Annotated in this window: 11 protein-coding genes; 4 read left to right on the top strand and 7 right to left on the bottom strand. The window is 44.1% G+C overall.

Annotated elements, in window-relative coordinates; genetic code table 11:
• Nucleotides 1-4: 4 nt before the first annotated feature.
• Nucleotides 5-1147: a cobalamin B12-binding domain-containing protein gene (locus BUR09_RS11450; RefSeq protein ID WP_074217088.1), complete on the bottom strand. Its 1143-nt coding sequence runs from the start codon at nt 1145-1147 to the stop codon at nt 5-7.
• Between the two features lie 431 nt (nt 1148-1578).
• Between BUR09_RS11450 and BUR09_RS11445 the strand changes: the two genes are divergently transcribed.
• The 3 genes from BUR09_RS11445 to BUR09_RS11435 all read left to right on the top strand — a co-directional run bounded on the left by BUR09_RS11445 (nt 1579) and on the right by BUR09_RS11435 (nt 3843).
• Nucleotides 1579-1776: a hypothetical protein gene (locus BUR09_RS11445; RefSeq protein WP_074217087.1), complete on the top strand. Its 198-nt coding sequence runs from the start codon at nt 1579-1581 to the stop codon at nt 1774-1776.
• Between the two features lie 487 nt (nt 1777-2263).
• Nucleotides 2264-3169, top strand: coding sequence for a hypothetical protein (locus BUR09_RS11440; RefSeq protein ID WP_074217086.1), 906 nt, complete (start codon nt 2264-2266; stop codon nt 3167-3169).
• 221 nt (nt 3170-3390) lie between these two features.
• Nucleotides 3391-3843, top strand: coding sequence for a hypothetical protein (locus tag BUR09_RS11435; protein ID WP_139296834.1), 453 nt, complete (start codon nt 3391-3393; stop codon nt 3841-3843).
• Nucleotides 3844-4229: 386 nt separating this feature from the next.
• On the opposite strand, the gene BUR09_RS11430 is transcribed toward BUR09_RS11435, so the two are convergent.
• Nucleotides 4230-5132: a hypothetical protein gene (locus BUR09_RS11430; protein WP_074217084.1), complete on the bottom strand. Its 903-nt coding sequence runs from the start codon at nt 5130-5132 to the stop codon at nt 4230-4232.
• Nucleotides 5133-5664: 532 nt separating this feature from the next.
• Here BUR09_RS11430 and BUR09_RS11425 point away from each other — a divergent pair.
• The gene (locus tag BUR09_RS11425) at nt 5665-6024 is read left to right on the top strand and encodes a hypothetical protein (protein ID WP_074217083.1); all 360 of its coding nucleotides are present in this window, start codon (nt 5665-5667) and stop codon (nt 6022-6024) included.
• A gap of 1395 nt (nt 6025-7419) precedes the next feature.
• Here BUR09_RS11425 and BUR09_RS11420 read toward each other — a convergent pair.
• From BUR09_RS11420 to BUR09_RS11400, 5 genes are all read right to left on the bottom strand, one after another.
• A complete protein-coding gene (locus tag BUR09_RS11420; RefSeq protein WP_074217082.1) occupies nt 7420-8181 on the bottom strand; it encodes an ABC transporter ATP-binding protein in 762 nt (253 codons plus the stop codon).
• A 1-nt stretch (nt 8182) separates the two neighbouring features.
• Nucleotides 8183-9028 carry an ABC transporter permease gene (locus BUR09_RS11415; RefSeq protein ID WP_074217081.1) on the bottom strand — a complete coding sequence of 282 codons (846 nt, stop codon included), beginning with the start codon at nt 9026-9028 and terminating at the stop codon, nt 8183-8185.
• Nucleotides 9029-9096: 68 nt separating this feature from the next.
• On the bottom strand, nt 9097-10242 hold the full coding sequence (locus tag BUR09_RS11410) for a CmpA/NrtA family ABC transporter substrate-binding protein (protein WP_074217080.1): 1146 nt from the start codon (nt 10240-10242) through the stop codon (nt 9097-9099).
• A gap of 22 nt (nt 10243-10264) precedes the next feature.
• Nucleotides 10265-11425 carry a double-cubane-cluster-containing anaerobic reductase gene (locus BUR09_RS11405; protein WP_074217079.1) on the bottom strand — a complete coding sequence of 387 codons (1161 nt, stop codon included), beginning with the start codon at nt 11423-11425 and terminating at the stop codon, nt 10265-10267.
• Between the two features lie 466 nt (nt 11426-11891).
• Complete coding sequence (locus BUR09_RS11400) at nt 11892-13709, bottom strand: methyl-accepting chemotaxis protein (RefSeq protein ID WP_074217078.1); 1818 nt, start codon at nt 13707-13709, stop codon at nt 11892-11894.
• Nucleotides 13710-13843 lie beyond the last annotated feature (134 nt).

The raw sequence follows: 13843 nt of genomic DNA, 5'->3' as shown, positions 1-13843 counted from the left end.
TCTCCTAAGATGTAACAAGAATGGTAGCCTGTTCTATTGTTTCCTGTGCATTTGTTCCTACTGCGTCGGCGCCGACAATCTGAGCGAGTTTAGGATTAATCGAAAACGGAAGCCCGCCGACGATGATGTTGGGGCAATCACTAGCCAGTTGGGCACGTAATGTTTTTATGAGATCTCTAGCATGTGGAACGCCTACCTGCATCGTTACTGATAGACAAACAATATCAGGTCGTTTTTCTTTGATCGCCTTGATGAAACTTTTGTCTGAGCTTGTTGCGCCCATGAAGTAAGTGTTCCAGCCTTCGTATTCAAAAAAGTCGCACACCATACGCAGACCTAATTCATGGAGTTCGCTTCCCAAGCTGCTACCAAGCATCACCTTCCCACCCCTTTTTTCAGTTATTGCGTGTGGAAATAAATGAGCCATTGCCAGTTGGGTGGAAGCTGTAATGTAGTGCCCGGTAGCAATATCAATCTTGCCGGTTTGCCATAGTCGTCCAACCTCATACATTGCTGGTTGCAATACATCTAAATAGACTTCCTTCAGCGGAAGTCCTGATTTAACGTGCTCCAAGATGGTTGTAATGGCTTCTTTTCGTTGGCCTTCCAGAAGTAATGTCAGGTAGTTGTGGGCTAAGAGTCTCGTGCCTGAGGGGGGATTTTTATCTTCAAGAATTCCATTCAGCGTTCCTACTTCTTCATAAAACGAGGGAGTATTCTTACTCACTCTGACAAGCTCCAATATGTTATTTTGAAACCAGTCGTAAATGTTTCTAACTTGCCTGAACTGGTCTTCAGGGAGGTGTTTTTGCACAACTTTGACAGCTTCCGGAATCATCGTTTGCCAATAGGCTGGAACAAATCCCTTACTGATGTAACTCCTTAACGCCCAGATGATGGTTTCGATAAATGTAACAGGATCATAGAGCGATATGAGTGAGTTGAAGTAGGCGAAAAATTTGTCATGATTGGTCACCATTAGAGGAATATTGTTCTTTCCTATCAGCTCTTCAAGATTAGTTTTATTAATCATGCGCGAGTTCAAGTCGTTCGCCATAACCTCTGCCAGTCCTTCGAGAGACTGTGCAATTAATGGCGAAGACTGAATGATGTTGTCAGCTGATTTGATTAAAGATTCACGTGACATTTGGTCCTCTGAATGAAATTAATGTGCCTTCTAAAACTTTGATTCACGACTAATATACGTTATGCCGTGAAAGCAGGTAATGAGAAAAACAAAAGAGGTCGTTCTTTTGAATAAATTCTTTTGTTTTTAGCTATATAGAAGAGTTTTTATCTATTTTGATGGGATGAAAGAGCGGGTTAAAGAGTAGAAAGTAGAATGGAAATAAAAAGCCCTCTGCCAGATGGTAGGGGGCTTTTTTTTGATGAGAACTGATTTCTAGTTATAACAATCCTAGCATGTTAGCGTTCTTTGAATGTGTTACTTACAAAGTTGATATTAGCGGGTTCATAGTGAATGCTCAAAAATATGTAGTGCAAGCTCTAAAGGATATAATAAAATGTACGATAAGAATGGTGAATCGATTCTTTGTCTCATAAACAGAGGGGGGCTTCGTGAAACAGACACAGAAAATTCCAACTGGTATGCTTCCAAACATGGACGAACTGCGTGACGCAGCCGCAATGCTTCAAAAAATTCGCAGAGACACTTCCACTGTAGAAAACAGCCTTGCACTGGACGACATTGCAGACAAACTCATTCAACTTGCCAATACAGTAGAGCGGAGGATGGTAGCAAACGTTAATCATTAGAGTAAATATATCACGTAATGTATTTCTGCAACAGTGTTCGTTCTTTTCGCTTTATGCATGAAGAATTCAACGACAAGCGTCGTAATATTTTTTCATCCTCCAACCTATGAAAAAGGTAGTAGAAGAATACGCCGTCTACTGCGATCGAACGGAAGAACGGATAATCGAATAGAAATAGACTGATAATAAGATGCCCCCTGCCAGATGGTAGGGGGCTTTTTTGGTTTGTAACAGTGTGTGGTTTTGAGAAGGCAGAAATGTGTAATGTACTAAAATGACAATGTATTACTTTGAAGAAGAAAAAGGGACGAAGAATAGTTGCTATATGATTCTTAAAGTAATCAGTGGGATGAGCCAGTTTATTATTAAGTGCCACATGTAAGCGACTGTATACTTACGGGCATTAGGCTAAGTCTTTATTCTGAACCAGACAGGCGATGGGAGTAGGAGAATAAAAGGTCAGTGCAAAGATAACTGGAGAATGGTTATGGAATCATGGCAGGTGGAGACTGCGCTGATACTGATGGTGGTGCTGGTGATTTTAGCGGTATTAGCCTTCATGGTCGTACGTGCGATTATTTACGCCCTATATTATGATCAAAAGTTGAAGAAATGCCTCGTAAGATCAGCAACTCCAAAGGATAATGCAATGTTGGCGTTGTGGGCAGGGTTACTTATGACTCAGCACACGGCGGTTGCGCATATGGTATCCATCTCACGAGAAGAGTTTTCAAAGGTTACTGAAGAAGCTGCCAAGGTATATTTACGACTTGCCGGTGATCTGTGTTTGGATGAAACGTATAAGGCTTTGAAATATACAGGCGACGAGGCGTTAAATGATAGTATGCAATACTTATCAAACGCTAGTTGGCCAGATAAGTTTTTAGATTCAGGTGTGATGATGGTGGAAGAACTATTCCATGCATACGTTGATGATAGGTTTTACACCACAATGGAAAACTTGCTCGACAATTCGTTTGATAAACCAAGAGAGAGGGGAAGGGATTACAAAAATGAGCTGAAGAATTGTCTTGTAGAATGGTCAAGCCCGAGGGATAAGGCAATGCTATCCCTGTGGTTGGGGTTACGTATGACAGAGCACGTGGCTGTTGCGTCTACGGTAAACATTTCCCGAGAGGAAATTTCACAGATTATCCAAGAGGCTGGAAAGGTATATTTACATCTTACTTGTGAGATGTGTTTGGCTGAAGCAGTTAACGTTCTTAAATTTGAAGGTAATGAAGCATTTAATGACAGTTTTCAATATCTGGAAGAAGTCAGCCAGCAAGAATTTTTGTCAGATCCAGGTATTCGGAATGCATTAGAATTATTCAGTTCATACCGTTCTAAGATAAATGATCTACTTAGAGAGAAAGCTAAGAGTGAGAAGTAAGGGGATAGAAGGATGCGCTGCCCACTCCAGTGGAATGGAGAACGGAGTAAAGAATAGAAAGACAAGCTTAATAGAAATATAAAACCCTCTGCCTAGGTTGGGGGGCTTTTTTTGTGCTTTGAATCGTGAGGGGCTATTCTTTGTTGTTATGCATTGTCTTACGTGGTAGGTGGTCCACCTTAGCCAATGCGGCCTTCATCAACTAGTTTAAGGATATTACAATGTACGATTATACCCCAAGTTATCGGGTTTGGATTGAGAGAATGAATTCCTTTATGCGTTCCGAGAAAACGCTTGAAGGTACGTTTGAAGAGCATTCAATCAGCATTTCTCCTGATGAAAAAAAAGATGCATATAATGTTAAAGTTGATGGTTGGCTTGTTGAAACCAGTCGATCCGCTGAAGCTGTGTTGTCTTCTTTGATCAATGCGTATGAAGAAACGATTATTGAGGAAGAAGTTGAAGCAGAAAAGGAAGCGGCAGTAGAGCTGGCGAAAGATAACGCAAAAACTGCAGCGGTAAATGCAGAGAAAAAGCCTGAGGATGTGGCTAAGGCTATTTTAGAAGCTGCAGTAAAGGCTGAAGCTGCTGAGTATGAAGTAGATCCTGAAGAGGTGACAGCTTTAGTTTCTGAGATAATAGAAGAAATTTTGTATGCCTGCGAAGAAGAATAGAAATATTTTTCGTCATGACTGGGGCGTGTAGAATAAACAGCATCCAGAATAAAAATTATTCTTTCGTTCCCGCTTTTCGAGCTTTTGTGCCGTCTTTCGGCAACTGTAAAAGAGATCGGGGAGCCAACCTGTACCAGTATCGGGTTTTATTGACTTGGTACATATGTGTCCCGAGTTTGTGTTGGTTGCCATGTGGTTGCAGGGAACGTTTAAGAAGTTTCAATTGCTGAAAAAAACAAAAGGGTTTTTGAAGAATTTGTGCTCTTCAGAGACCCTTTTGAATTATGATATAGCGGAGAAAGTGGAGAACCCCATTGGATGATCCCGACTTCCAGAAAATAAAAGGTAATCACCTTATCTAACTGAAGAATTACTCGCCCTGAAGATTAATTATCGGAGCAAGATTTTCTTTCACTCTTTTTTCGCGAACTCAAATTAACAGTAGAAAGTGAGCCATGACAAAAAACGCTGGTTGCATACGCTACCGCAAGTGCAAATAGCGCCGCAGCCACCCCGATGCCAGCAGCATAGTAGGCGGGAGCAGCCAGAGCGATACGCATAAACAGTGTAGCAATTACATAGCCGGAGTTTCTGAATACGGCATGAAAGCTAGGCATAAACCGTTGCGTTACAAGTACCAGCAGAATGTCGGCAAAAATAAGAACAGTGTAGAGCGTAATAAAGAAGTCATGCCTTCTGCCATATACAAGAAAATCTAGTGCGTCATAAGCACCTATGGTTATAAAGGCAATAAACAACACTAATGCAATAATTTTTTTGGTCATCACGTAGCGCATACGTTCGATAGGGTCTCTTAAATAACCTTGATAACGCTGCACTCGATAATACATTCCCAAAATTATAAAAATAGCGAGTGCTGCCAGGCCGGAAGCAGCCACATGCAAGAGAGCCTCTGAGTCTAACGTAACAGATATTGGTTCATGCATGAGCGAGAATTCTTTAAAGGAGTTCCTGAGCAAGATAAGTGTCATAATCTCTAGCTGCTTACCCAGAGACTTAGATACTGAGGAAGATAATACAAAAATGAGACTCAGAACTTCCAGAACCAAGAGCATAGAAAAAGCAAGGTTAACCGCATAAAAGTGATTAACTGGTGTCATTGCTGCGAGGTGTTCCGGCAACAAACCTTGACGGTTAAGCTCTATCCCCAAAAGTCCAAGTAAGAAAATGACTATTAATAACTGGGCAACAAAGCGTTCCGTTTTTGGATTTTCCCAAAAATGGTGTAGCAGATCAAACAGGTTCGACGCAGGTTCTAAGCGGCTCATAGTAACTCCTACAAGTAATGACTGCTAGTTGCTGTTTGTTATTCGGACTGTCTCAATCCCTTTATAAACAGCTTTTGTGATTCATCACGCCGTGATACTTCCCATATACGTTCAGAAAGAGCGTACAAATAAATGCTCCAGCAATTTTCGTGAATAGAAAATTGTACAATATGATACCGTTGTCTCATACTCCTTTATTTTCCAACCCTTACTTTGTAATGAACCAATGCGGCGCACTCGTTGCTTCTCGTTTACAAAACAACGAATTGTTGATGACAAGTGGGGGACTGAATTCTCCTTAGTTTCGTAGACACTTTTTGCTTTTGCTCATTACACGCTAAAAAAAGCTCCATAGAACCAAAACAAGTTCTGTGGAGTTTTTCTTTATGTTTAATCTAAATCACATTTAATTCTAACGGGCGCTAATTTTGGACAGTCAGCTTGAGGGGAAGCTTACGTCTCCACCTTGCGTGATGTTCGCCGCGTCTGCATAGATGAAACAGACTTAGCCTTTTCTGCAGGAGTAACCCGTATGCAGACCGTAGAATTCCACATTTTCATACGTTGGGCAGAGGCTATCACGGTACGGAACAGCGCGACGCGGTATCCGGTAGTGAGGATTATTTGTAGGCGACCACAAATTGATGACTTTGTCTTTGGCGGTTCGTGGAATTACAGGCGTGGAGCAACGCGACTGATGGAGGTTGAGGGAAAGCCTTTTACGGGCTTACAGGCACAAGGACCAAAGCGGAACTTCTGGCAATTCCTGCGTTGCGGCGAGATGCTGCTTAACGGACAGCGCGTGAATAGCTTGCAGCTATGGAGTTATGAGATGGTGGTAGCGAGTGAGGTGTGTTTTATTTTTGTTACAATAAGTTGTGTCATGTTTTAGCGGTAGTAACGCAAAAATAATGTGGTGAGCTAGCTGAGTGGGAGGAGGATGCATCGGTTTTTTAAAACAATTGCAAAAAACTCAAGAACACTCCTCCCGATTCTGGGTATTTCCCTACCAATTAGGGAGGCTGACTGATAAATCAGAATGAGTGGCTGGTCAATATTTTATGACAATTTTGTAAAAAACTAAGATGCGATTTTCAATATTGATGCTGTGAAGAGCGATGCGTGGATGATTGATTGCATCGTCAAAGGTAGTACGTGGCGTGAGTTGAGTCTAATACTAAATGGTTGGCGCTTAGTCTGTTGCAAAAGCAACATTACGGTCAAATGGATGTTACAATGTTATATAACATTCTGTAACAATTATATAAGGCTGTATTGTGTAGACAGTGTTGCTGCATTGGAAGAGAGAGAAAGGGGGGCGGCATCAGAGATTTTTAGGCGTAAAAAAATGCTCCAGAACCTTCCCCCCAGATTCTGGGTATACCCTGCTAGCAGGGCGAGTTGCTTTTAGTAAGTAACTTCTTACTAAGTCAAGATATCATTATTTTTTTGAACAGGGTTCAAAGCTTTCTATTTATGGAGGAGCTAATAAATAAGGTAGTGTGAATAGGTTGTTAGAGTGTTGTTGCTTGTTAAAAAAGAGCTATACGTTTTTTGTTATCGATATTGAGGACTGAGGTGGGCAAGTGACACAAAGAGGAACGTTAAAGAAGAAGTCTTTAAGGTTCTCTTTTAAGGAGAATATAATATTGAGAGCGTTACTCTCATGTGATGAATTTTAATCTATTACGATGGACGTAATAGATAGTGCGTGAACTTATAAAGAGAATAATTTCACGAATCTTTTCGGAACGAACAGCGGGACTGCATCTTGATCGGTATGCGCGTAACCTGCTTACACCTATGCGGGCATGAGATGGTGGTGAGGCTAGAGTAGGGGGAAGAGGGCGTAATGAGAGTTTATGAGGTGCAGAGCATCCTTGACGGCCCTCTTCCCACCCCCAACGTATCGAAGCGTGTAATGTGTGTATACAATATGGGGCTGTGTAACGTTACGTTAAGGTGACATTAATGTTACGGGAAGATTACATAGTGTTTATAAATTGTTATGATAATTATATTAAATGGTGGCAGTTTCTTTTTTAAGAGCGGTACTGTCTATGGCTGTTTGTGAATCAAAAAAGAGGGCGTAAGAATTTGTGGAGAAAATTCTTTACGCCCTCTTTCTTAAAGGAGAATGCAAAATGGAGTATGCGAGTAATATATCAGAAGTCTTAATATACTGCTATGAATGGAGTAAATAGTGCGAGAACTTATAAAGAAAATAGAGCTGTTAACTTTTCAACGCTGTTACATGCGTACCGCATTATAGCGGAGAGTTGTCGAGCTAATATTCAAGCGCAGTCAGAATTGAGTCGGTGAGTTTTCCGAATTCAGGCATGGCGCGACTGCGCGGACGATCCATATCCACTGTCAGCACGTCACGGATTTTTCCCGGACGATGGGACATGATGATGATTCTGTCAGCCAGATAGACGGCCTCATCAACGCTATGGGTGACGAAAAGGATTGTTTTGTGTGTCATCTCCCATATACGTAGGAGCTCACGCTGTAGAAGAATGCGGGTATGGGCATCAAGAGCTCCGAAAGGCTCATCCATGAGAAGAACATCAGGGTCATTGGCAAGGGCGCGCGCAATGGCCACGCGCTGGCGCATGCCCCCCGAAAGTTCGTGCGGGTATGCTTCTGCAAACTCCGACATACCGACGATCTTAAGGTATTCTTTTGCCTGTTCCCGTCTTCTCTCTCGTGGAATACCTGCGAATTCCAGTCCTGCTGCAGTATTGTCCAAAACGGACAGCCAAGGGAAGAGTGAGTATTCCTGAAAGACCATGCCAATCCGTTTGCCGGGTTTGGTTACAGGCGTTCCCCTGTAGCGCACGTTACCGGCGCTTGCCTCTTCAAGACCTGCGATGATTCGTAACATGGTGGACTTACCGCACCCGGAAGGTCCCACAATGCAGACAAATTCATTGCTTGAAACGTTCAAGTTAACGTTATCCACGGCTATGAGCTGTTCGCCTCGCTCTGTTGTGAACTCTTTGCTCAGCCTTTCGACATGGAGAATGTTGTCGTTTGTTTCTTGCATGCTACTTAACCTGCCTGCGCCATGAATATTTTTTCCTCTCAAATTCTCTGAACATGAGATCCATGAGGGCGCCGACAACGCCGATTGAAATCATACCTGCAATGACAATGTCAGTGGAAGCCAGTGTGTAGGCGTGGGTAATGAGATAGCCTACGCCTGAAAGCGACCCCGGCAGCATTTCCGCGGAAACAAGGCACATCCAGGCGATACCCAGACCGATGCGCATACCGGTGATGATGGATGGCATGGCGGCAGGGATGAGTACTTTGGCGAATACCTGTCTTTCGCTGGCACCAAGCACGCGGGCAGAATCGATCAGAGTCTTGTTCACGCCAGTCACACCGTGCAGTGTGGCGGTAAGGATTGGGTAAAAGGCTCCGATGAAGATAATAAAGACCATCGAAAATTTTATGTTGTTCAGGTAGATGTACGCTTGGCCTGTCTCGACACCCAACACTGTTGCAAAGCTGGAAACACCAAACCATGCCATCACCAGTGGAACCCATGCCAGAGGGGGAATGGGGCGAAACAGATTGAGGAAATTATTGAAGAGCTTGAAAGCCAGCCCATAATAGCCCATGACCACACCCATAGGAATGGCGATTGCTGCCGCGACAAAATAGCCTATGATCACTCGGACAAGACTAACCAGAACGTTACTGGCTAATGAGCCCATGCTGATGATGTCTGCCAGAGGTTGAGTTAGCAGTTCAAGAACTTGTTCAACCGTTGGTAATATTACCTGATTGCTTACTTGTGCCGCCACCATCATCCAAAGTGCGACAAACAATGCCGGTGTGATGAGCGGTATTGCTTGGGGCATGACGCGTAACGTGCTCCGTTGCATGGTGCTGTCTCCTTCAAAGACAAGCGGCGACTCCCGAAGGTGCCGCCGCTTATTATGTTAGCAGGCAATTAACTCTCGTTCTGAGTCTTTTTGATGAATGTGAAGTCAAACAGTGTTGGGGTGGCGGCCTTCAGGTCTGCGGTTTTAAGAGACCCTTTGAGCTTGTTCATGCTTTGCAGCATGTTCAGGAACATTCCTTCGCCTTTAAGCCACTTTTCTGTAGGAGTGGTAGTGTAAACAATCGTTGATTTCTCAACGGCTTTTACAGGAACGCCAATCCAGTTGCCGGAAATCTTCGCAGTTTCGGTTTTGTTTTCATTTGCCCATTTGCAGGCAAATGCTAACAAGTCAGTGATGCCCTGTACTGCTTCAGGATTAGAAGCAATAACCTTGTTGCTGGCTCCCATAACACAACACGGGAAATCTTCCCATTGACCTGCTGGAGGAAGTTCTCGGGAATTCAGACCAATATGGCCGACGTGTTTGTGCTCTGCCACTACAGGGTGTGGAGCAGGTCCCACCCAACAGTCAACCTGTTTGCTTACAAGAGCAGGAATGAGGTTTGAAGTAGATTTCAGGTCAACAAGAAGAATGTCTGCGTCTGCGTCGTTGGCGTTTTGGGAGATTTTGTAACCTACATTGTGAAGAGCTCCTTCAAAAGCGATACGTGGAGCACTTGTAGGTGAATGGTAGCCGATTTTAAGAGGCTTATTTGATTTTTCAATGAGTGCTTTTACATCGCTCCAGCCTTGGATGGTGCTGCCCTGTGGAAATACCATGCTCATGCCGTCGACATGCAATGGGCAAAGAATCTTCATCTTAGTGCCCTTATCGATGCCGCTCATGAAAGCAGTACTTGAAGCGAGTCCAAGATCAAGACGCTCCTGAGCAAAGAGGGTGGTTGTTTCGGAACCGCTTTTGGAGACGATCAAGTTGATAACGGCAAGAGATTTTCCGTCCTTGGAAAGCAGTTCGTATTTTTGTTTCGAAACCATTTCCTTAAAGTAAGCGCCGGATTCTTTGAAGGCTTCTCCTTTCATGGCTGCTACCATCAAAGGGGTATGGTGAGTAGTGAATATGTAGCCCATGTAGAGGCGAGGTGTTTTCTTGTTCGCCGCGATTGCGCCGCTAGCACAGAAAACAACAGATAAGCAAAGCACCGTCGCTAACAGAACAAGCTTTTTTCCACGTTTTAAAAATTTTTTGCCAAGCATGATCTTTCTCCGAATGTTAGAGTTATAGGTCGATTAATTCCAAGTAAGCTTCAATACGAGTGCGCAATTGCTCCACATCCGAATCTGAATAATCTGTCTCTAAATGTAACGATGGAACGCCTAGAGCTTCCTCCACCCACTTCTGAACAGAATAGGCCTCGGTATTGTATGTATGGCATCCGAGCCATGTGAGATCTATCACGCCATGAACTCCGAACTCTTTTCCCAGTTCGCCAAGACTTTTCTTTCGGCCCGAATTAGGGGACATGCATGAACAAGGGATGCGAAGATAGCGTTCAGCCAAGGCTTCATATGGTGTAGCTTCTTCGTCTGCGAGCAGCTCGAGACCTTTAACACCGGTGCAATTTTCCATACATACGACACGGGCACCCAGTTCTTCGGCAATGCGAATGACCTTTTCTGAGCCTTTGCCAACAGGAACACCTGTGAGCATCAAGCGGGGACCGGACTGTGGTTTTAAGTTGGGTTGCGCTAGATAAGCGCGCAACTCCTGCTCAAGGTTATCCAGTTGGTCTAGATATCCCTCAATATCCACCACAAAGCCTTTACTTTCCTGTACGGCTAAAAGGTCACTTCCCCGAAGAGGTGAACGCTCATCTGCGGCCAGATGCATCACACTAGCCAGCTTGGTTCGCATCTGGTTGTGCAGTTTGATTTGACGTTGAAGTTCCTTGCTTTTGATGGGCTGTGCCCCATGCGTAACCAGAAAAGCTTCCAGATCATGCAGGGAGTCAACCCAATAACGGTGTACCGCTTCTCCTTTCTGCGTGTGAGGCAGCTGCATTACGTGCAGGGGCTTCAATCTCCCCATGAGCTCGTACATCTTTTTTTTCCCGTCGCAGGTGGACTCGGCGGCGAGAACATCAGAGAGGCTGAAAAAGGGACATTTGTCTGTGATTGCGTATCCATAGCTGGACTTGATGAGAGGGCAGAGGCTGGAAGGCAGGTCATTTTCTGCTGCCTGTATAGGATCGTGTCGTTTGCCGCAGAGTCCTACTGGCACAGCACCTGTGGCGCGAATAAGTTCGCTTGGCGCATAAATGCAGTATACTCCAACAACCAGTCCGCCACGCTCCCGAAAATTATCCAGCTCGACAATGCTGTGTTCGGGGATAGATTTAAAATGCTCTATACATGTTAATAATTTTTCAGTTGTAGACATTCTTCTTCTTTTTGCTTTTGCTGATAAGATTTGGGGACATGATAAATTGAAAAATTATTGAACATATACAATGGGATAAATCAAATACATAGATTCAATAGAAGATGCTGAATCGTATTACGCATTTCTATCCATAGTTATTTGTAATGTAAGGTGATTTAGACGGTGTTGGGCATGTGAGCGTTCAGTATATGCATGTGACGAAGCCTCTCTTGTAACGGGAATGGGCTATCTATGCGCATCTACAGCAGGAAGACGGTGGCATTACCTGACGGTATTTCCTTCCCGCCTATTGCATGACAGAAGGGGAAGGCCTTATCCTTGTGTCCTCACATGGTTTATGCCTAACTTGCTTAATAACAAAAAAAGGGCTGTCCTACATAGGTAGAACAGCCCAAGCTTATTTTAGGTAAGGGAGGTTAGCTGAACGCCGGAGGCAGGTGCCCCCAGAAACATACGATAGCAGTTATCGAGCAGCTTCTTCTTTGAGTTCGTAGATAATCTCTTGAAGATTTCGTGCTTCGTCGTGCAGTGCGGATACGCTTTGCTCGGCATTGCCAGCCATGGAGCGGGATTCATTAGCAATGGCGTTTATTTCTTCAATTGATTTGGTGATCTCTTCGGACGCTGCAGACTGTTCTTCTGCAGCCGTTGCAATGGATTGTACCTGCGCTGCGGCGGCATCAGCCATCTCAACAATGGACTCAAGCATTTCGCCTGAAACTTGTGAGCGCTGTGCTGTGGATTGCATTGCTTCAGCAGATTCTTCCATGCCCTTAATGTTTTTTTGTGCAAGCTGTTGAATTGTGCTGATGCTGTTGCCTACTTCGCTTGTGGCGCCCATGGTTTTTTCTGCAAGTTTGCGAACCTCATCTGCTACTACGGCAAAGCCGCGTCCTGCATCACCAGCGCGTGCTGCTTCGATTGCCGCGTTCAGAGCGAGCAGGTTAGTCTGGTCTGCAATATCGTTGATTATGGTCATTACTTGGCCGATTGCGTCAGACTCTCTTCCAAGCAGGTTCATGTTTTCTTGCAGGATAGTTGTAATGCTGCGTAACTCATTAATGGAGTTGATGGTGTCGATTACAACAGTCTGACCTTCAGCAGCCTGACGTCGAGAACGCTCAGTACGCTCCGCAGCATCACTTGCGTTGCGAGCAACTTCTAGCACGGTTGCGTTCATTTCTTCCATGGCAGTTGCTGTTTCGCTGATGCGAGTGAGCTGGATTTCAGAGCCTTTTTCCAGCTGGCGGCTTGTTGATGCTAAATCGGATGAGCTGGCATTAATACTGGTTACCAGTCCAGTAAGGCGTTCTGCCGCAGTGTTGATGCCTTCGCTGGTTGCAACCGCGGCCTGCTGCATTGCTTCTTCTGCTCTTGCTGCTGCCTCACGGGCAATGGCTGCTTGGTGTTGTGCTTCTTTTTCTTTCGCTTCCATGTCTTCAACATTTTCTCGTAATGTTTCAGCCATGACAGAAAGGGATGCTTGAAGGGCTGCGATTTCATCGTTTCCTTCAACCTCAATCGTAACATTAAGATTTCCGTCTGCGATTTGTTGTGCGACCTTGTTCGCCTGTTGAACAGGGGTAACGATAGAACGAACAAGGAAAAGACAGAATGGCGCAAGTCCGAAGAGGAGAACTACACCGATGATGGAAAGCTGTATCAGCATGTGTTCTTTCATGCTGCTATCTAACTCCGCTCTAAGCGCCTGTCCGTCTCTTTCAATATTATCGATGTAAACGCCTGTTCCTACCCAGCATTGTGTTCCTGGAATCATTTCTGCGTAGGCAAGTTTAGGCTGATCACCTTGTCCGGGTTTATTAAAAACGTATTGTACAAATGCGCCACCGGAAGCTGCGGCATCTTGTAAGTCACGAACGTAGTAGACACCATTTTTGTCTTTAGTCTGCCCTAACTCTTTGCCAATAAGACTTTTTTTAGTTGGAAGAGCAACGTTTCTGGTGCCTTCATAGGCAAAGAAATATCCTGATCTATCTTTTTTGAAACGAGCTTTTTCGACCGAGTTTTGAATAATACGGTACTGGGTTTCTTTGTCTTTGATTCCAGTAAGCTGAGAGCTTATGGCGAGTGCTAAGGAGTGGGTTGCGACTTTGAGTGTTTCTTTTTCTCCATTGAGCATGATTGCTTGTAAGTGGAGAACTGCATCGTCATTTGACTGCATTGTTGAGCGTGCATTGAAAAGGAGAATTCCTAAAATGAAAAGTAAGAAAACTGTTAATAGTAGAAATACACGAACTCTAATCGTTATTTTTCTAAACATGTAACCCCCTTGAGTGATAAGTCTACGAGTTTGGTCTAAAATGCTTATCGGCAAGAGTGGTGCAGTATTAATTTTTTTCTGAAAAAATGTAAGAAAAACAGCATGTTGTCGTGCTGTTTGAGTGTATAACCACT

This window comes from Halodesulfovibrio marinisediminis DSM 17456, from assembly GCF_900129975.1.
Classification (GTDB): Bacteria; Desulfobacterota; Desulfovibrionia; order Desulfovibrionales; family Desulfovibrionaceae; genus Halodesulfovibrio; species Halodesulfovibrio marinisediminis.
This window is presented reverse-complemented; position numbering and strand designations above follow the sequence as displayed.